Below are 18785 nucleotides of genomic sequence, written 5' to 3'. Positions count from 1 at the left end.
GTACTAGGCTCTATCAACGCTCATTCGGTAGCCCAGCCACCCTTTTGCATTGCAATTAGGGTCTGTGGCTTTGCGTGCATTAATCTCTTAATGTTTGCCGTTTCGAGAGTGCTTTCGAACTAAACCTCTAAGCTGCTGCTGCCCAGAGAACACGGGCATTCTAGCAATTAATTTAAGAGAAGCTCAACTAAAAATCGATCATTTTTTAACCAATTTTTAAAACCCTATATAAATCAATACACAATGAGTGGATAAAATTTACCAAAACAGCAGTTCCTGGCGTAAAACTCGATACCAAATCTCACAAACAGTCAAATCACCTACCATTCAAACCCTCGCCAGATGAAAACTCTGCCACATCACAATTGTAACCATCAAGCGAAAGCGATAGCGTCCAAATGGCACAGAATTGACTGCAAAGGAGCTGGTGAGTAGGAGATTATTTGGGGATTAGAGAGTCTGTTTAAAGTGGCGCAGCAGCCAATAGACGGGGCGCAGATCTTTGCCGCCGATGGTTTTAAGCGGCGCGACAAGAAGGTTCAGCCACTGCCACTTTTCCATCTCTCGTTTTGAAGCCTGCCAGAGTGTTTCTCCCCCAGCAGCACGGTAAGCAGCAATAACGGGCTCGACGACCTCAGGATGAGGCCCAATGTAACGATATAGACTGTGAATATAGACGAGGAGATCTCTGATCTGCTGCTTATGCATATCGCTGTCTTGCTGATTCGCCTCAAAATCGATAAAGGCTACATCACCCTCTTCCCAGCAAATATCCCGTAGCGCGGGCCTGCCGTGAGCCAAGCCTTTCTGATGTAGGCGAGCTAACCCCGCGGCACTATCGCATAATATCGCTTGTTTTTCGGCCTGCGAAATATCTGCATTTAACCAACCACTAATTGGCATCCCCACATCGGCTAGCACGAGAAACCCTTCGCCACTGGCAACCAGCTTGGGTACGGGTGCCCCGCTCTCGGCGAGTTGAGTGAGTGTTAAAATCTCGAGCTGCAACGCTGCTTGAGGCTGCGACTTTAGCCAACGCATTGCGCCGGTGAGACGCTCGGCCTGCTTAAGCCAATACTTACGTCCCTGGTACTCGAAACTGACTATTCGTTCGCCCTGATTTTCGACAAGCAGTTTATCAATCACATGTTGAAGGCTGGAAACCGTCACACAGGCTACTCCGGTAAAAGTGAAAGGGGATTATGTGTGCAAACTTAGGCAAAAGCAATGACTGGGCGCCTAAACGGGGAAACTCTGAGCGGCGCCAGGCTAACGTAAAGATAAGAATAGTGGGGAAAACTAAAGACGTGCCAAAAGGCACGCCTCTATTTCGGCTCCTCGAAACCTAGGCTTAGGCCTCTTCGTTCCAAGGCGTCGCCTTATTTTCAAGCAGTACGGGGATCCCTTCGTTAATGGCATAGGCCAAACGATCAGCCCTACAGATAAGCTGCTGATTAGCCTTGTCATATTCAAGTTTACCCTTACACACAGGGCAGGCAACTATCTCTAAAAGTTTCTTATCAAACGCCATGTTAATTTCCTTGTTGTACGTTTTCGCGCCGCCTTAGCAGCGTTAACAATTGCTGTTCAAATTCTGGGGCTATCTTGGCATCTACCGGCAAATAGCACCAGTTAGACTTTGCAAATTCGCGACATTTAACCGCATCTTTCTCTGTCATCAGCACGCCCCGACCCGCCGCGACCGTCTCTATGGCTTCTAGGCTGTAGACCTGATGATCATCGAAGGCATGTTGGTGAACGGGATGAACCCCTATATGGGTAAGGGTATCGAAGAATCGCTGAGGATTGCCAATCCCGGCGATGGCCACGCTCTCAGAAAGCGGATTATCGGCTGGGCTCCCAGTTAAATTAGCTGAGACCAGCTCGCCATCTGCCACGCTGCGCCAGTTGCCGGGAGCCAGCGCCATCTCAAACTCCTCCGGATGGGCGCTTTCACCATTGACTAAGGTAAAATCGACGGTGCGCTGACGCCAGCGTCCTTCTCGCAGGGGTCCTGCAGGTAACAGCAGACCATTACCGAAGCGGCGCTTGCCATCGAGCACTAAGATCTCAATATCTCGTTCGAGTCGATAATGTTGCAGACCATCGTCGCTGATGATCACATCCACCGCCTGCCATTCCCGTAGGGCTTTACCGGCCGCGACGCGATCCCGGCCTATCACCATAGGCACCTGAGTGCGCGCCACAATCATGGCCGGCTCATCGCCCACTTCACTGGCCGGCATGCCAGCAATAACCCGCTTACAGCCCGTAAACTCGACACCATAGCCGCGACTGATCACCCCTGGGCGATAACCGTTATGGCGAAGCAGTTCGATGAGATAGATAACCGTGGGCGTCTTGCCGCTGCCACCTACCGTGATGTTGCCCACCACTATCACTGGCACATCGAGCCGAGCGCTTGATTTAAGCCCCAAACGAAACAGCTGCCGTCTGAGGCTCGTCAGCAGATAAAACAAACCACTTAAAGGCAGAAGCAGCAGAACAAGCAGCCAGTGAACACCGGCCTGCCTGTCATACCAGAGTCGATTAACCAACGCCTGCATACTGGTTAGCTACCAAACTGCATCTGGTACAGGTTGTAATAGATCCCCTGCTTAGCAAGCAGCTCGCTGTGGGTACCACGCTCGACCACCTTCCCCTGATCCACCACTAAGATCTGATCGGCGTTTTCAACTGTCGACAAACGGTGAGCGATCACGATTGAGGTGCGATTCTGTCTGAGATTATCCAGACCTGTCTGAATAGCCTTCTCCGATTCGGTATCCAGCGCCGAGGTCGCCTCATCGAGGATCAGGATAGGCGCGTCGCGCAGTATCGCTCTGGCAATGGCGATGCGTTGGCGCTGACCACCAGAGAGCATGACGCCGTTTTCGCCGACCTGGGTATCGATCCCCTCGGGCAAGTTGCTGATAAACTCCCAGGCATTGGCCAGCTTGGCCGCATCTATGATCTGCGCCTCGGTGACTTCGCCCGGATAGGCATAGGCGATGTTAGCGGCAATGGTATCGTTGATAAGGGTTACCTGCTGTGACACCAGTGCGACCTGACGGCGCAAGGACGCCAGCTTGTAGTCCCTCAGACTCACATCGTCCAGGCGAATATCGCCGCTATCGAGATCTGAGTAGAAACGGGTGATCAGGCTGGCGATGGTCGACTTACCCGAACCGCTGCGACCAACCAGGGCCAAAGTTTCCCCAGGATTAACCGTGAAGTCCACTTCCTTCAGGGCTAAGCCTTCTTGATTATCATAACGGAAATTAACCTTATCGAAGCTCAGGCGACCCTCGACTCTTTGCTTCTCGTAGGTGCCATTATCCACCTCGGCCGGGGTATCTAACACGGCAAAGATGGTACTACAGGCAGCAATACCCCGCTGAAACTCTGCGTTTACCCGGGTCAGACTCTTAATTGGCTGCAACATGGCGAGCATAGCCGCTAGGATAGTGGCAAAGGTACCCGCGGTGAGGTCGGCGCGCATGCTCTCGAGGCTAGAGGCATAAAGCACGAAAGCCAGCGCCAGAGAGCCTATCACCATCACCAAGGGCTGACTGATCGCCTGGGCCAGAGCCAGTTTCATGGTGCGCGAGCGGTTATCGTCGTTTACCTTGGCAAAACGTTGGGACTCGGCCTGTTGACCACCGAAGACCAACACATTCTTGTGCCCCTTGATCATCTGCTCGGTAACCGAGGTCACCCCGCCCATGGCGGTCTGGATCTGTTTCGAGACCTTACGGAACTTACGGCTGACCACGGCAATCACCAGACCGATCAGAGGCCCAACGATCAAAATACAGAGAGAGAGTTTCCAGGAGTTATAGAACATCACCCCCAGCATGCCAATAACAGTGATGCCGTCACGTACTATGGTGATCAGCGCACTGCCCGATGCCCTGGCGATCTGCTCGGTATCGAAGGTCACTCGGGAGATCAAGTTCCCGCTGCTTTCGGCATCGATATAGCTCACTGGCAATTTCAGGTAATGCTCGAACACTTGCTGACGCATATCCATGATCATGCGCGCACTGATATAGGAGATCCCATAGGTGGAGAGAAAGTTAGCCAGGCCCCTCAGGGTAAACAAGCCTATCACCACGAAAGGCGCTGTTTTCAACACGTCGCTGTCGGAGTTAAAGCCACCGCCCATGCCGAGGTCGACACCTTCCACCAGACCCGGTGTTGTCGGCACATTGCTGGCAAAACCTTGATCAATAAAAGGTTTAATTGAATAAATGAAGGTTGCGTCCACCAAGCCATAAAGCACTAGGCCGAACACAGACAAAAATAACACCCCTTTTAGCGGGACAAGATAAGTCAGCAGTCTGAGAAAAACGCTGCTCACTTCACTTTTCGAAGAATTTGTCATTCAGGATTCTATCGTAGGTGCAAAAAAACGTATTCTACTCTGGATTGCCAAACTCACCAAATTCAAAGCGTTGATTGTACCAAAAAGGCGCCAAGTCGGTACGATAACCCGCCACGGTTACTCCGTCCCGATCGAGTGTCAAACTCAGCTGGCCGTTGTCTCCCGTGCTGTATTGGCGCGCCTCTGTCTCATTGAAGCGCCGCACCACCTCGGCCTTGGGAAAGCCGTAGCGATTATTAAATCCGGCCGCGTAGAGCACGATGTCTGGCTGATTAACCTGAATAAAGGCACGACTCGAAGAGGTGTTACTGCCATGGTGTGCGGCGATCAGGACTGTGCTTTGCACCTCCTTTGATGCCTGCGCTAACAGTAACCGCTCACCCTCGCTCTCGATATCTCCGGGGATCAGCACGCTTTGCTCTCCATCGCTGATCCGTACAATACAGGAGCCATTGTTGCCAGCCCCGGCCACCAGCGGCCCAAGCAGATCGACACTTAATCCCTGCCAACGCATTTTCTTAGGGCGACAGTCGATGGCGCCGGGAAAGCTGAGATCTGTCACCAAATTCAACTTAGGGTACTGACTTAACAAATAATCTGCGCCGCCGGAATGGTCGTTATCCCCATGGCTGAGCACCAGGTAGTCCAGCTCGCCTATTCCGCGATAATGCAAGAAGGGCACTATGACTCTCTCTGCGTAACTAAAGTGCTCACCAAAGGCAGCGCCAGTGTCATAGATTAGTGCCCGCCCCTGTTTCTCGACCACCAAACTCAGCCCTTGTCCGACATCAAGCAGATGAACCTGCCAGCGGTGAGGATCCATTAATCTCTGTGGTAAAAACCAAAGACACAGGGGCATGAGCAACACGGGGATCATCCAGCGCCAGGCACCCGAGGCGAGTCGCCAAAGAATAATGCCAAGCAGGGCAAACACTAATGCTGAGACAAGCTGCATCGATGCGGGCAGCCAGTGAAGTGGCAGCTCCCCTAGCCAATCGAAAGCGAGAGTCATAGGAGAAATGGCAAGATCTAATAAATAGAGTGGCAGGCTAATGGGCACGCCGAGATAAATGCTGATTGTCCAGATCATCAGCGCCATGAAACTTAAGGGGATCACCACAATACTAAACCAAGGCACAAAGATCAGGTTAAAAATCAGGGCGTAAGGCGCAAAGCCACCAAACAAGAGGCCCTGCAACAAACCTAGCGATAAACTCAAGCGCCACTGGATCTGCCACATCTGCCCGAGGCGCCATTTCAGCCTCTGCAAGGGTGTTAGTCCCTCCTCTGGTGCGGGTAGAGCTTGAGTGAACCAGAGAATAATGGCCAGCGCGCCAAAGGAGAGCCAGAGTCCGGCGCCGAGAATACTTAAAGGATCCAGCAGCAAGACGATAAACAAGGCCCACAATAGCCGCTCGAAGGGCGATGCGTAGCGCCGAATGAGACCAAGCAGAATCACCATCACCAACATGATGAGCGCCCTTTGGGTCGGCAGCCCAAGTCCGGCAAGAAAGGCATAGATCCCACAGCAAAGCAAGGCCACCAATGCGATGGCCTGACGGTTGCCGAGTCCCATACGAGGAGTCAGCCGTCCTAACAGAAGGCCCCCCAACCCCATCACCCAAAGCGCCAGCACCGACAGATGCAGCCCTGAGATGGTCACCAGATGACCTGTGCCGCTTTGCCTCAGCCCTTGCCAATGGCTATCGCTTATCAGCTGCTTATCTCCTAGCATCAACGCCAGCATCAGGTCGCCATTAGGAAGCGTTGCAACAGCCTGGCGCAACTGTGTAAGCAGTTTTGCCCGCATTCCCAGAGGCGGCGACAGGCGCCTGGCCGCAATGACCCTGCCCTTGCCTATGATGTGCTTCGAGAGTTGATAGGCCTGCTGATTAAATCCCCCTTGATTTAACACACTGGTAATGGGCTTAGGGGCAAGGGTGAATTGCCACACCTCACCGATGGCGACTTTTTGTTCGCTTTGCCAACGCAGGCGCAAATATTTATCAGGAAAATGAGGGGGATGCCCCGTTAAAATACGAATATCGGCATTTATCCAGTCGCCGTTTCGATAAACTAGTGATATGATTTCGCCCCTTACTGATGGCAGCTCGCTCGATTTATCAGGCGTAAAAACCAAAAGTTGGTGGCAAAATAGACTCATCCAAGCTATAGCCAAGAGGCTACCGGCCAATAGTTTCGACCATTTCAGCATGATGACGGCAATCACTAAGACGGCACATGCAAGGGAAATGGCTGGCAAGACAGGCCAGAGCAGTGCAGAGATGAGCGTGGCACAATAGCCAAACATGAATCGATTCATAATGAATAATTTAAGACTGCAACACTAAGCTATGCCAAAAAAATTCATTCAACGATATATGCCCAAGCCCGAGACGCTGCAGAATCATAAGCATCTGCAGATGTTCGGTAAGCTGCTTCACAAGCCAAACCTCTGGGCCCTGAATCGACGCTCCGCTCCCCTCGCCTTCGCGGTCGGCCTGTTTGTCGCCTGGATCCCCATGCCATTTCAGATGGTATTAGCCGCGGCGCTGGCTATCCTGTTTAACTGTAACTTGCCTGTCGCCGTCGCCTTAGTCTGGGTCACCAACCCTGTCACCATGCCCTTTATGTTCTACGCCGCCTACCTCTTTGGCGCCAAACTGCTCGGTCATCCTCCCCAAAATTTTGTCTTCGAAGCCAGTTGGCAATGGATCGAGGCTTCTCTCTTCACCATAGGCCCACCCTTCTTGCTCGGCTGTCTGGTGTTTGGGATCATCTTTTCCGCCATGGGTTACTTTGTCGTCCACAATCTGTGGAAATATTCGATCCTATTTAAGTGGAAAAATCGTACCAGGTAACGGCCATCAACCGCTACCGCACTTGCCTGCAGATAAATACCCGACAGTAATAGCGACAGAATCTAGTCAAGCCTGAGCCAATGAGATAGAGGGTAAATCCAGCCCCTGATAGATCATGGCTTGCAACGACTAAATCATCACCGACTTTTCGATGATCACACCACAATTGTCTCTATCTACAGCATGAGCTACTGCAAATGTCCCTTAGCATCTGAAATAAACTTAAGATAGAATGCACAGACTCATTACACAGGTAACACTTTGTATCTATCTGAATCACATGCCTAGATGACGTCGCTCGTTAGAAGAATCACAAAAATGCAGGAAGGCCATGCACTTTAATTCAAATAGAAAACATATCACGATCTTCGCCCTGCTCTCCTGCTGCTATCTGATCCTGGCCGCACTCTCCATCAGCGCCATGACAAAATATTTTGTCGACAACGTGATTCAGCAAGAAGAGGAAAACCTGCGCAAAAACCTGGCACTTATCCGCTTTAACTTTGAGGCGACCATCTACAAAGACACCTATCTGGCCGATAGCCTGGCTACCGTAGTGACCATAGATCCCGAATTTGCCATGAAAAACTGGCATGTGATCGCCGCCAAGTTATTAGGCAAGGCGCAATACGTGCGCAACGTCGCCATCGCGCCGAACAATATTATTTCCTTAGTCTATCCCCTGAAAGGCAACGAGGCGGCGCTGGGCTTTGACTTTCGCACTCAGCCAAACCAGCTAAAGACTGTGCTGCAGGCAAAAGAACAGCAATCCGTGTTTATTGCCGGTCCTGTAAACCTGGTCCAGGGCGGGTTAGGCCTTATCGCCCGCTACCCTATCTTCAAAGACTATCCGAAAAATACTCAGTATTGGGGCAGCGTAAGTGTGGTAATGAACTATAACCAGTTGCTAGATGACACGGGGATCACCCAGTTTCCAGGAGGAAATATTGCCATCAGGAAACAGCTCGACACCAAGGAACCCGAACAGGTTTTCTATGGCGATCCTAGCCTGTTTGACGACGCAGATGTGATCTACCCCATCAAGCTACCCAGTGCGACCTGGAATATGGCCGCCAAGTTTCATATCGAAAACCTGGATCGCATCACTCACCTACGTCTGATCATCGTCAGTACGGGCACGGTCGCGGCCTTTACCCTGTATATGCTGATGCTACTCCTGTTTAGGAACTATCAGCACACCCACAAGGCCGCACTGCACGATGAGCTGACTCACCTGCCCAATCGGCGCTTCATCATTAACGAACTAGATAGGCTGATAAACAAGAATCATCGCCCTACCTTTACCTTGCTCAACATAGATCTGAACGACTTTAAGAGGGTTAACGACGAGCTGGGTCATGAGGCGGGAGACGAGCTGCTAAAACATATCGCTAATCGTCTGGTGACCGAGGTCGGCATTAAAGGTTCGGTTGCCCGATTTGGTGGCGACGAATTTCTGATCTTACTCTATGAGCTCACCGACAGGCAGGAGATCGAGACCATCATGGCGCACATTAGTCAGTCGATAGAGTCCCAACCATTCAGCTGGCAGTCCCATCGACTGATCCCCTCGCTCAGCATAGGCTACGCAATCTATGATGGTCAGAATGCCGACATCAAAGAGTTGCTCTCAGATGCCGACAAGCGGATGTATCAACAAAAACGCGCCTACCGGGAAAGTCGCTAACGGGAAAGTCGCTAAAGACTCATCTTAATTTACGACCTAACCTTAACGCCCGGCCAGGGCCTGTGCGGGATGAATACGACTCGCCTTCCAGGCGGGATATAGGGTGGCCAAAAGGCTCATCACCAGGGCCAGAGACACCACCAGAGCCACATCCACAAGATGTAGTTGTGAGGGTAAGAAGTCGATGAAATAGACATCGGCCGACAAGAGCTGCACGCCAAACAGCTGCTCTATGCCACTGGCGATGGCGCTTAGGTTCAGCGCAAGGGTGCTCCCCAGCACCGCACCAATCAGACATCCCAAGAGGCCATTTAAGGCGCCTTGCACCACGAAGATCCCCATGATGGTCGACTTGGCCATCCCCATGGTCAGCAAGATGGCGATCTCCGACTGTTTGTCGCGCACCGCCATCACTAATGTCGAAACGATATTGAAACAGGCCACGGCGATCACCAGCGCGAGCACCAGGTACATTACGGCGCGTACCAGCTGAATGTCCTGATAGTTATGGCCTTGGGTGCGGGTCCAATCTGAGAGGTACATATATTGCGACTGGCTATAACCCAAGGTGCGGATCAGCTGCGGCGCGGCAAAGACATCGTCCACCTTGATGCGGATCCCACTCACCCCATCCCCCAGTCCCAACAGCTCGGCGCCGTAATCCAGCGAGATATAGGCTGTGGTCAAGTCCAGCTCGCCGCCAAGCTCGAAGATCCCCGCCACCTTAAACTGATGACTCTTGGCCGAGCCGAGGCCTCGTCCCGTAGACTGACTGGTAAGATTGGGCGTGTAGAGGCTCAGGGTGCTACCAAGCGACAGTCCCAGCGTATCGGCCAGCCCCTTACCCAAAACGATACTGTTTTCCTTGCTCGCCAGTGCCTGCCAGGCCGTATCCGGCATGAAATCATCTATGGTTGAAACCTTAGCTTCTAGCGCTGGCGTGATGCCGATAACCGTCAGCCCCTGAAAACCGCCGGGCTTCTGGATCAGGCCCTGAATTCGCACAAAGGGTGCGCTGGCGACAATGCCTGGGATCTTCTTGGCATCCTCGGCTATCTGCGGCCAGTCATGTAGCGGCTCATTCACCCCGGTCAGCTCGCCATGGGGCACTATCCCCAGCAGGCGCTGCTCAAGCTCCTTCTCGAAGCCGTTCATGGCCGACAGCACAGTGATCAACACGGCGACCCCCAGGGCGATGCCCGCCGTGGAGGCAAAGGAGATGAAGCTGATGAAACGATTGGACTGACGCGCCATGTAGAAGCGCCAGCCTACCCAGAAGGCGAGTCTCTCTCTCATGCCATCTCCCAGGCGCTTAACAGCCCATCTTGCATCTTCAGCTGCCTATCCATGCGCGCAGCCAGCTTAGGATCATGGGTGACCACCACAAAGGCCGTACCCAGCTGGCTACCCAGCTCTCGGATAAGCTCATACACGGTATCGCCGCTGGCGGCGTCCAGGTTACCGGTAGGTTCGTCGGCCAACACCAGCTTAGGGCGATTAATCAGCGCCCTGGCTATGGCGGTGCGTTGACGCTCGCCACCAGACATTTCAGCCGGGGTATGGTGCAGCCTGTGACTAAGGCCGACACGGCTGAGCAGCTCTTTCGCTTCCTGCTCGACTTCCTGACGCGGACGTTTCTGAATAAGCCCTGGCATGGCCACATTTTCAAGTGCGGTAAACTCGGGTAGCAGATGATGGAACTGATAGATAAATCCCAGCTCCTGATTGCGAATCGCCGCCTGACGCGAGGGTGAAAGCTGATAGAGATCTTCACCGTCGAACATCACCTGACCACTGCTGGGTTTATCCAGCGTGCCCATGATGTGCAGCAAGGTACTCTTACCCGAGCCCGAACTGCCAACAATAGCCACCTGCTCGCCCTTGGCGATACTGAGATCAACACCGCTCAGCACCTGAGTATCTATGCTTCCCTCATGGTAGCGTTTACTGACGTTACTGACTTGAAGTAACAAAGATTTTTCCTGTTGGGTCATAGATTATTCATACCTTAAAGCTGTGGCTGGTTGCACGCTAGCCGCCCTTAGCGCGGGATAAACTGTCGCTAGAAATGTGATTGCTAGAGTGCCAACGACTATCAGGGACAACTGGCCCCACTCGAGTTGCACCGGCAAACGTTGGCCCGCCCCGAGTACATTAATGCCGAGCGCCGAGAAAAGTGTATTAATGTTCAAGGTGGCCAGCACGCCGATAACCAGTCCGCCCACCAGGCCTAAGACGGCATTGAGTGAGCCCTGGATCATGAAGATCCCCATGATGCTCCCCGTGGTCAAACCTTGGGTCTTGAGCACGGCAACGTCTGTGGTCTTATCCACCACCATCATCACCAAGGCAGAGACGATGTTAAATGCGGCCACGGCGATGATAAGACTCAGCATCAGCGACATCATGTTCTTCTCCATCTTTACCGCAGAGAAGAGGTGACCATAGCTATCGCGCCAATCACTGGTGGTCACCTTATCACCTGACGCCTCAAACGCGGCTTTGACCTTAGGGGTCAGCTTGCTCGCCGTGAAGGGATCGCCCAGATAGAGGCGCAGCGACTTGATCTCTTTGGGAGACTTGCGCATCAGACGCAGTGCATCTTCGTGATGCACGTAAGCCAGGCTCGCATCCACCTGTGAGCCCATCTCGAACACACCTGCCACGGTAAACTTACGCTGGCTCGGCACAGGCCCCAGCGGCGAATAGACTACACCATCACCACTGAGTACACGTATCTTATCGCCGGGCTTCACATCCAGGCGGCGCGCCAACTCGGCGCCTATGACGATGCGGTATTTGCCCGCCTCGAGGCTATCGAGGGAGCCGTTGAAGTGACGGTTCAGACGCGCCAGGTTGTCTTTTTCAAGCTCGGGATAGATACCATAAATCTGCACCGCGCTGATGCTGCTCGGCGCCTGTAACATGGCTTGGGTGGCCACGCTCGGGCTCATGGCCAAGATCTGTTTACCATCGATTAAGTCGTTGGCGACATCTTGCCAGTTGCCAAGGTGCTGCTCGCTATGCACCGTCAGCTGCGGCACTGCGCCGAGAATGCGCTGCTTGAGCTGTCCCTCCAGACCATTCATCACAGAACTGACGATGATCAGGGCCGCTACCCCGAGCAAGATCCCCGACACGGCAAACAGGGTAATAAATGAGGCAAATGGATTGGCCTTACGTGCTCGCCAGTACCGATAACCTATGGTCCAAGATAACGCTAAATTCATGTTTGGCAGGGTCTCTTTGCGTCAGAGCCTTGATAAATCATTAAGATGGGCACGATAATAGGGGGAATAGCCCCCTAAAAACAAGAGGCAATCCGTTGAACAGCCAAACAAACTCCTATTTTAGCGTCGCGCATGGGTTCGCCGCTTACCTATCGCCCTGGCCTAAGGAGCAACCGCTGCCCAACGACCATGAACTCAGAGCCATGCTGCCCCTCGGCATGCAACTCATCAGCGAGGTCAAGGCGATGGAAGCCGACTGCCTGCTACAGCTAAGGCATCTTGATGATGAGGCGCGCACCGTGGTGGATTACCTCAAGCTGCAGTCGCGCAAGATAGATCTGGTGCTGCAACATGTGCTCGAGCAGCAGCCCCACGAGGGTGAGCGCTGCAGCGGCCTGCATTTTGGCGGCAGCGGCATACATCTCTTAAGCCCTACAAAGCTTGTGCCCGGCGAGCCCTATCGCATCACACTGCATATCAGGGAGGCGCTTATCGCCATCCTCTGCATAGGTGAGTGCACCCGCTGTGAAGATGAAGCCTCTGAGGGTGGATTTGACTGCGAACTCAGCTTTACTCAAATTCTCGATGAGGATGTGGAGCAACTGGTCAAAGCCAGTCTGAATATTCAACAAAAACAATTACAACAACGTAAAAAGCAGCAACAAAACCCGAGTTAGTTTTCACTGGCACTGACGGGGCTAAGTCTCTACAATGGCCGCATCATTGTCGATTGTTGGCCTTAGTCTGTTTTCATGAATGCTTTTTCCATCCTCACACCACCTAAAGTCAAAGGGGTTAAGTCGCCCCAAACCCTGAGCCAAGTAACAGGTGCCGCCCAGGCGATCAGCCTGGCGAAACTGTGCGAGCAGTATAGCGGCCTGACCTTAGTGGTGACACCTGACACGCCCAGCGCGCTCAGGTTAGAGGCGGAGCTAGGCTATCTGTTAGCGCCAAAATCAATCCCCGTCATGCTGTTCCCCGATAGGGAGACCTTGCCCTACGACAGCTTCTCGCCCCATCAGGATCTGGTGTCCCAAAGGCTAGAGACCCTATCGCGGATCCCAAGCGCCGGTCATAGTTTGGTGATCGTGCCCATGAGCACCCTGATGGTGAAGTTGCCGCCGCAATCATTCTCAACCGGCAACGTCTTACTGCTCAGCAAGGGCGACAACTATCCCTTAGAGGCGGTGCGCAGTCAGCTGGTCAACACAGGCTATCATCACGTAGAACAGGTTTATGAGCATGGCGAGTTTGCCGTGCGCGGCTCTATTATCGACCTCTTCCCCATGGGCGCCCAGAGCCCCTATCGCATCGAGCTGTTCGACGATGAGGTCGAGTCGATCCGCGAATTTGACCCGGAGACCCAACGCTCCAGCGGCGAGATAGAATCGATTCGCTTGCTGCCGGCCAAGGAGTTCCCGACCAATGACGCCGCCATCGAAGGGTTTCGCCAGCGTTACCGCCGTCAGTTTGAGGTAGTGGTCAAGGAGCCAGAGTCCATCTATCAGATGGTGAGCCGCAAGGTGATGCCCGCCGGGATTGAAAGCTACCTGCCCCTCTTCTTCGATGAAACGGCGAGTCTGTTCGACTACCTGCCCGGCGAGTGTCAACTGGTGCAGATGGGCGCTCTCGAGGATGCGGCCAAGCATCACCTACAAGAGATCAACCAGCGCTATGAGAACCGCCGGGTCGATCCCCTAAGGCCACTGCTGCCCCCAAAGGATCTCTACCTGCTGACCGAGCAGATCTTCGAGGCCTTTAAACAGTTGCCACGTTTCCTGATCAAGGGTAATGAGACCACTGGCACCAGCATTGAGGCGCAGCTTGAGGCCTTACCCGACATCGCCGCCAACCATAAGCTGAAGCAGCCCCTGATCAGCCTCAAAGAATTTGCCGACACAGGTACACCTATTTTGTTCTGCGTCGAATCGGAAGGCCGACGCGAGGCGCTGCTGGAGCTGCTGGCCAAGATAGAGATTAAACCTGCGCTGCTTGATCATCTGGAGAGCTTCAGCCAGAAGCCTCAACTCTTTGGCTTGATCGTCGCGCCGCTGTCTCAAGGTGCCATCTATCACCCAAAGAAGGGCCCAAGCTGGGCGTTGGTGTGTGAAACCGAGCTGTTTGGTCAACGCATCGCCCAGCAACGCCGACGCGATAAACAGCGCCAGGTGAGCCAGGATGTGCTCATCAAGGACCTTGCCGAGCTCAAGGTGGGTCAACCCATAGTGCATTTGGACCACGGCGTCGCCCTCTACCAGGGGCTGGAAACCCTGGACACGGGCGGGCTGGTCGCCGAGTACCTGAAACTGGAATACGCCGGCGGCGATAAGCTCTATGTGCCCGTCGCCTCTCTCAACCTCATCAGTCAATACAGTATCGGCGCCGATGAGGACCCACAGCTCAACAAGCTGGGCAACGAGAGCTGGACCAAGGCCAAACGTAAAGCGATCGAGAAGATCCGCGACGTGGCCGCCGAACTGCTGGATGTCTATGCCCGCCGCCAGGCTCGCCCCGGCGAGGCCTGCCGATTAGATCGTGAAGAGTATGCCCAGTTTGCCGGCAGCTTCCCCTTCGAAGAGACGGTGGATCAGGAAACCGCCATCGACGCCGTACTCACCGACATGTGTAGCCCCATCTCTATGGATCGCCTGGTGTGTGGCGACGTCGGCTTCGGTAAGACTGAAGTGGCCATGCGCGCCGCCTTCGTAGCGGTCAACGACGGCAAACAGGTGGCCATCTTGGTGCCCACTACGCTGCTGGCTCAGCAGCACTATGAAAATTTCAAAGACAGGTTTGCCGACTGGCCGATCAAGATAGAGGTGATGTCGCGCTTTAAGACCGCTAAGGAGCAACAGGCGGTACTCAAGCAGCTGGAGCTTGGCCAGGTGGATATCGTTATCGGTACCCATAAGCTGCTGCAGTCTGAGGCCAAGTTTGAAAACTTAGGCCTACTTATCATCGACGAGGAGCACAGGTTCGGCGTGCGTCAGAAGGAGAAGATCAAGGCGCTGCGCGCCAATATCGATATCCTTACCCTAACGGCGACCCCTATCCCGCGTACGCTCAACATGGCGATGTCAGGCATGCGCGACCTCTCCATCATAGCCACGCCACCGGCCAAGCGCCTGGCGGTGAAGACCTTCGTACGCGAATATGATGATGCCACGGTGCGCGAGGCCCTGCTGCGTGAGATCTTAAGGGGCGGCCAGGTCTATTTTCTCCACAACAGCGTAGAGACCATAGAGAAGCGCGCCCGTGAGATTGAGGCGCTACTGCCCGAGGTACGCGTGATCACCGCCCATGGTCAGATGCGCGAACGCGACCTGGAAAAGGTGATGTCTGACTTCTATCACCAGAAATACAATGTGTTGGTGTGTACCACCATCATAGAGACGGGCATCGACGTGCCCAGTGCCAACACCATCATCATAGAGAGAGCCGATAACTTCGGCCTGGCGCAACTGCACCAACTCAGGGGACGTGTAGGACGCTCCCACCACCAGGCCTATGCCTATCTGATGACCCCCCATCCCAAACGCATGACCAAGGACGCCATCAAACGGCTGGAAGCCATTGGCATGCTGGAAGATCTCGGCGCAGGCTTCATGCTGGCGACTCAAGATCTCGAGATCCGCGGCGCCGGTGAACTCCTGGGCGATGAGCAGAGCGGTCATATCTCCAAGATAGGTTTTACCCTCTACATGGAGATGCTGGAAGACGCGGTGAAATCCCTCAAGGAGGGCAAGGAGCCTTCGCTGGATCAGATGCTCAAGGGACAGTGCGAGATTGATCTTAGGATCCCAGCCCTGCTACCGGAAGACTATGTGGGCGATGTCAACATCCGCCTGTCACTCTATAAGCGTATCGCCAACTGCGCCACAGCCCAGGCGCTGGACGAGTTAAAGGTCGAGTTGATCGACCGCTTCGGCCTCTTGCCTCAAGCGACAAAGAACCTGATGGAGGTGTCGCTGTTTAAACATCAGGCAACCGCACTCGGCATCGCCAAGATAGAGATGCATGCCAAGGGCGGCAGCTTAGAATTTAACAACGATCACTGTGTAGATCCTGGCTTTATCATCGGACTATTACAGAGTCAGCCACAAAATTATCGTATGGACGGCCCAAGTAAGTTAAAATTCCTGATGCCGACAGAGACAGACAAGGATAGGTTAGCCCTGTTATCCCTGATCATCTCTCAACTCATGCAACATCGCCTTGGAGAACCGCGTGTTTAAAAAGAGTCTTTTATTGGTGACCACCCTTGCCTCACTATCCGGCGCCGCCTGGGCAGATACAGAGCGCTGGTTTGAGGTGGAAGTTTACCTGTTTGAGCGTCAGGGAAGTCAGTTGGAAGAGACCTTGACGCTTCCCGGCAATCGCCATTCGCGTCAACCAATAGACATGATCTCGCCGCTATTCGCTACAGACATCACAGGAGCCAGCCTGGGACTGGAAGGCTGCAATGCCCAGCAATGGCTGGAGACCCCTGCAGAGTGCGACAAGCAACTGCAACAGGCACAGGTGACTCATCCTAGCCAGATACCGACAACCATTGGCGCCCCAGAGCCAAAGTATGCCACCCTGGGCGCGGGCACAGTATTACTGGCCGATTCTCAGTCGCAGTTTGGCGCCATGATCAACACCCTGAAACGCGAAGCCGGACACAAGAGTCTGCTGCACATGACCTGGCAACAATCTATGCTGCCCCGTCATCAGGCAAAACCTGTGCGTCTCTACGCCGGTGAAGACTATTCAGATCGCTTCAATGAGGATGGTTACGCGGTAAATGCAGCGCCCCAAAATGAAACTAGCGTGATCCCTGAGTTTAACTTTGATCTGAATTTCGATGAAAAACAGGTGACTCCTATCTGGGCGCTGGAGGGTACCCTCAACATCTACCTGAATCATTACCTCTATGTGGAAACCGCGTTGACCCTACATAGAGAAGGCAGCAAGGCGCAGCCTCAAGTTGCTGGTGAAAATGAAATGACTCAGACCCCTTATCTGCACAACATCTATATGACACAGAATAAGCGGGTAAGAAGCGACGAAATTCATTATTTCGACCACCCGAACATGGGCATGATTTTGCAGATCAGAAAGATGGAGCAGCCGGAAGAATTTCACTCCCCCCAGAGTCAGCCTGACGAAACGACCCAAGGCTAGACAATTAGACGAGAAATCGAGGTAGAGCTCATCTGCCTCGCCTTCCTCCATCGGTAGATTATCAGACGCTATTGCAGCAGGCAAAGACACCTGTTCACTACAGGCGTAGGGGTAGCTTTAAGCATAGGTTTGAATAGGGTGTTAAACAGGCGCCCCCCCTATAGGAACACCAGCCGAGTGCTTAGCTCAAAGAGGCTCGCTCACCTCAATAGATGGAAAAATCCAGGTAGATCTCATCAGCCTCATCTTCTTCCACCAGCACATTGTCCACCTCAGACTGAGGCGATCCCTGCTCACTCCATGCGATGAAACGATCGACAGCTAGACTGCCTCCCTGCAATAAAATCAGCACCCTGCCATCTTCCAGGTTTTTTGCATACCCCGTCAGCCCCAACTCATTAGCCTTAAGCTGACTGTACCGCCTGAAACACACGCCCTGAACCTTTCCCGATATTGTCAATAATACCCGCTTCATCTGCGCCTCTTTGTTCTTATCGATCTAACCCTTTGAAGATAACCTAAACTCGGGGGATGGGCAAAAAATAGACAAAAAAAACAGCTAACTAATAAAGTGGTTAGCTGCATCGGGCGACATACGCAAACTGGGAAAAGGTCTTTAAGACCATCATGTAGCAATATGTATCACTTTGTATCATAAAATGGATAAGCTATGCTAGATTTGCATAACAAAAAGTTTTAACCACATACGCTCATCTTTGACCTAAATTCAGGATATTCAACCATTTTTTATCACTCAGTCACCATAACCCCCTGCACTGTGAAGTCGGTTAGGCGATTGACTAAGCCCTAGTGTCATCGAAAACCTTCGAATCACACGCATAAAAAAGGAGCCTACCGGCTCCTCATCTTGGTTAATTCTGTTTACTGGCGTTCTTTAAAGGCCTTGATCTCGGCAAGATGCGCCGCCAACGACGGAAATTTATGATGCTGCTCCTCATCCCAGACGATGGGGTAAAAAGGCGCTAAGGTGTTGGCCACAGCTTGGTTATCATGCACCTCATCCTGGCGGGACAAGATACAAATACCACGGCCCTTGTGCTTCTCTCTAAACTGGCTGACACACTTGCTGGCGATATCGGCATACTCTTCGGGCCTGTCTATCTTACCCAGCATATTATCTTCCGGATGCAGGTTAGGGTTAATCAACACGGTTTTAAGCCCATTGAGAAAGCCTATCCGCTCGGCCCAGTATCCCCCTAGGCCGACGCCTATCGCCAAGGGCGCGGGATCATCACTCTGAGTTAACTGACGGCTCACCTCATTAAGCAGATACTGCATATCATACTTGGGGTGGAGCGTGCTGTAGCTCACCAGACGCACGTCGGGATCGACAAACTGCAGCTGGCGCATTTTTTCGTGATTACCTGGACTGGTGGCGTCAAAACCGTGGAAATAGAGGATCATCCTGTTACCTGCTAACTGTAAGTGAATAT

At 53.1% G+C, this 18785-nt stretch carries 15 protein-coding genes and 1 riboswitch; of the genes, 5 read left to right on the top strand and 10 right to left on the bottom strand.

The window, feature by feature from the left end:
• Positions 1 to 23: 23 nt before the first annotated feature.
• Positions 24 to 109: riboswitch (cyclic di-GMP riboswitch) on the bottom strand.
• Between the two features lie 341 nt (positions 110 to 450).
• From GNT65_RS07905 to GNT65_RS07885, 5 genes are all read right to left on the bottom strand, one after another.
• The gene (locus GNT65_RS07905) at positions 451 to 1170 is read right to left on the bottom strand and encodes a lipopolysaccharide kinase InaA family protein (protein ID WP_160795024.1); all 720 of its coding nucleotides are present in this window, start codon (positions 1168 to 1170) and stop codon (positions 451 to 453) included.
• Between the two features lie 181 nt (positions 1171 to 1351).
• Positions 1352 to 1531 carry a Trm112 family protein gene (locus GNT65_RS07900; protein ID WP_160795022.1) on the bottom strand — a complete coding sequence of 60 codons (180 nt, stop codon included), beginning with the start codon at positions 1529 to 1531 and terminating at the stop codon, positions 1352 to 1354.
• 1 nt (position 1532) lies between these two features.
• Positions 1533 to 2567 (bottom strand): tetraacyldisaccharide 4'-kinase, encoded by a 1035-nt coding sequence (lpxK, locus tag GNT65_RS07895; RefSeq protein WP_160795020.1) that lies wholly within the window; start codon positions 2565 to 2567, stop codon positions 1533 to 1535.
• Between the two features lie 5 nt (positions 2568 to 2572).
• Positions 2573 to 4387, bottom strand: coding sequence for a lipid A export permease/ATP-binding protein MsbA (gene msbA / locus GNT65_RS07890; RefSeq protein WP_160795018.1), 1815 nt, complete (start codon positions 4385 to 4387; stop codon positions 2573 to 2575).
• A 34-nt stretch (positions 4388 to 4421) separates the two neighbouring features.
• Complete coding sequence (locus GNT65_RS07885) at positions 4422 to 6698, bottom strand: DNA internalization-related competence protein ComEC/Rec2 (protein ID WP_244952124.1); 2277 nt, start codon at positions 6696 to 6698, stop codon at positions 4422 to 4424.
• Positions 6699 to 6741: 43 nt separating this feature from the next.
• On the opposite strand from GNT65_RS07885, the gene GNT65_RS07880 reads away from it, so the two are divergent.
• Both GNT65_RS07880 and GNT65_RS07875 read left to right on the top strand, forming a co-directional pair.
• Positions 6742 to 7248 carry a DUF2062 domain-containing protein gene (locus GNT65_RS07880; RefSeq protein ID WP_160795014.1) on the top strand — a complete coding sequence of 169 codons (507 nt, stop codon included), beginning with the start codon at positions 6742 to 6744 and terminating at the stop codon, positions 7246 to 7248.
• Between the two features lie 331 nt (positions 7249 to 7579).
• Entirely contained in the window at positions 7580 to 8935 is a 1356-nt protein-coding gene (locus GNT65_RS07875) for a diguanylate cyclase domain-containing protein (protein ID WP_160795012.1), read from the top strand.
• Between the two features lie 42 nt (positions 8936 to 8977).
• On the opposite strand, the gene lolE is transcribed toward GNT65_RS07875, so the two are convergent.
• The 3 genes from lolE to GNT65_RS07860 are packed head-to-tail and all read right to left on the bottom strand — an operon-like array spanning position 8978 to position 12165.
• Positions 8978 to 10231 carry a lipoprotein-releasing ABC transporter permease subunit LolE gene (gene lolE, locus GNT65_RS07870; protein WP_160795010.1) on the bottom strand — a complete coding sequence of 418 codons (1254 nt, stop codon included), beginning with the start codon at positions 10229 to 10231 and terminating at the stop codon, positions 8978 to 8980.
• Positions 10228 to 10929 carry a lipoprotein-releasing ABC transporter ATP-binding protein LolD gene (gene lolD, locus GNT65_RS07865; protein ID WP_160795008.1) on the bottom strand — a complete coding sequence of 234 codons (702 nt, stop codon included), beginning with the start codon at positions 10927 to 10929 and terminating at the stop codon, positions 10228 to 10230. The genes lolE and lolD overlap by 4 nt, the downstream gene beginning before the upstream one ends.
• Positions 10930 to 10932: 3 nt before the next feature.
• A complete protein-coding gene (locus GNT65_RS07860; protein WP_160795006.1) occupies positions 10933 to 12165 on the bottom strand; it encodes a lipoprotein-releasing ABC transporter permease subunit in 1233 nt (410 codons plus the stop codon).
• Between the two features lie 95 nt (positions 12166 to 12260).
• Here GNT65_RS07860 and GNT65_RS07855 point away from each other — a divergent pair, with 95 nt between their 5' ends.
• The 3 genes from GNT65_RS07855 (at position 12261) to GNT65_RS07845 (ending at position 17331) form a co-directional block, all read left to right on the top strand.
• Positions 12261 to 12842: a hypothetical protein gene (locus tag GNT65_RS07855; RefSeq protein WP_160795005.1), complete on the top strand. Its 582-nt coding sequence runs from the start codon at positions 12261 to 12263 to the stop codon at positions 12840 to 12842.
• A 75-nt stretch (positions 12843 to 12917) separates the two neighbouring features.
• A complete protein-coding gene (mfd, locus tag GNT65_RS07850) occupies positions 12918 to 16400 on the top strand; it encodes a transcription-repair coupling factor (RefSeq protein WP_160795003.1) in 3483 nt (1160 codons plus the stop codon).
• Positions 16393 to 17331 (top strand): peptidoglycan binding protein CsiV, encoded by a 939-nt coding sequence (locus tag GNT65_RS07845; RefSeq protein ID WP_160795001.1) that lies wholly within the window; start codon positions 16393 to 16395, stop codon positions 17329 to 17331. Before mfd ends, GNT65_RS07845 begins: the two co-directional genes overlap by 8 nt.
• 205 nt (positions 17332 to 17536) lie before the next feature.
• Here the strand turns inward: GNT65_RS07845 and GNT65_RS07840 are convergent, their stop codons facing one another.
• Positions 17537 to 17806: an acylphosphatase gene (locus GNT65_RS07840; protein WP_160794999.1), complete on the bottom strand. Its 270-nt coding sequence runs from the start codon at positions 17804 to 17806 to the stop codon at positions 17537 to 17539.
• 407 nt (positions 17807 to 18213) lie between these two features.
• Positions 18214 to 18756, bottom strand: coding sequence for an alpha/beta hydrolase YcfP (gene ycfP / locus GNT65_RS07835; protein ID WP_160794997.1), 543 nt, complete (start codon positions 18754 to 18756; stop codon positions 18214 to 18216).
• Positions 18757 to 18785: the final 29 nt, after the last annotated feature.

Origin of the sequence: Shewanella insulae, from assembly GCF_009831655.1 — a bacterium.
GTDB lineage: Bacteria > Pseudomonadota > Gammaproteobacteria > Enterobacterales > Shewanellaceae > Shewanella > Shewanella insulae.
Note: the sequence above shows the minus strand (reverse complement) of the source record. Positions and strands in the feature narration are given on the sequence as shown.

What these genes read in the sequence shown, in the direction of transcription:
- GNT65_RS07900 (WP_160795022.1), bottom strand. Translation starts at nt 1,531, where the DNA reads ATGGCGTTTGATAAGAAACTTTTAGAGATAGTTGCCTGCCCTGTGTGT.
- lpxK (WP_160795020.1), bottom strand. Translation starts at nt 2,567, where the DNA reads ATGCAGGCGTTGGTTAATCGACTCTGGTATGACAGGCAGGCCGGTGTT.
- msbA (WP_160795018.1), bottom strand. Translation starts at nt 4,387, where the DNA reads ATGACAAATTCTTCGAAAAGTGAAGTGAGCAGCGTTTTTCTCAGACTG.
- GNT65_RS07885 (WP_244952124.1), bottom strand. Translation starts at nt 6,698, where the DNA reads ATGTTTGGCTATTGTGCCACGCTCATCTCTGCACTGCTCTGGCCTGTC.
- GNT65_RS07880 (WP_160795014.1), top strand. Translation starts at nt 6,742, where the DNA reads ATGCCAAAAAAATTCATTCAACGATATATGCCCAAGCCCGAGACGCTG.
- GNT65_RS07875 (WP_160795012.1), top strand. Translation starts at nt 7,580, where the DNA reads ATGCACTTTAATTCAAATAGAAAACATATCACGATCTTCGCCCTGCTC.
- lolE (WP_160795010.1), bottom strand. Translation starts at nt 10,231, where the DNA reads ATGAGAGAGAGACTCGCCTTCTGGGTAGGCTGGCGCTTCTACATGGCG.
- lolD (WP_160795008.1), bottom strand. Translation starts at nt 10,929, where the DNA reads ATGACCCAACAGGAAAAATCTTTGTTACTTCAAGTCAGTAACGTCAGT.
- GNT65_RS07860 (WP_160795006.1), bottom strand. Translation starts at nt 12,165, where the DNA reads ATGAATTTAGCGTTATCTTGGACCATAGGTTATCGGTACTGGCGAGCA.
- mfd (WP_160795003.1), top strand. Translation starts at nt 12,918, where the DNA reads ATGAATGCTTTTTCCATCCTCACACCACCTAAAGTCAAAGGGGTTAAG.
- GNT65_RS07840 (WP_160794999.1), bottom strand. Translation starts at nt 17,806, where the DNA reads ATGAAGCGGGTATTATTGACAATATCGGGAAAGGTTCAGGGCGTGTGT.
- ycfP (WP_160794997.1), bottom strand. Translation starts at nt 18,756, where the DNA reads ATGATCCTCTATTTCCACGGTTTTGACGCCACCAGTCCAGGTAATCAC.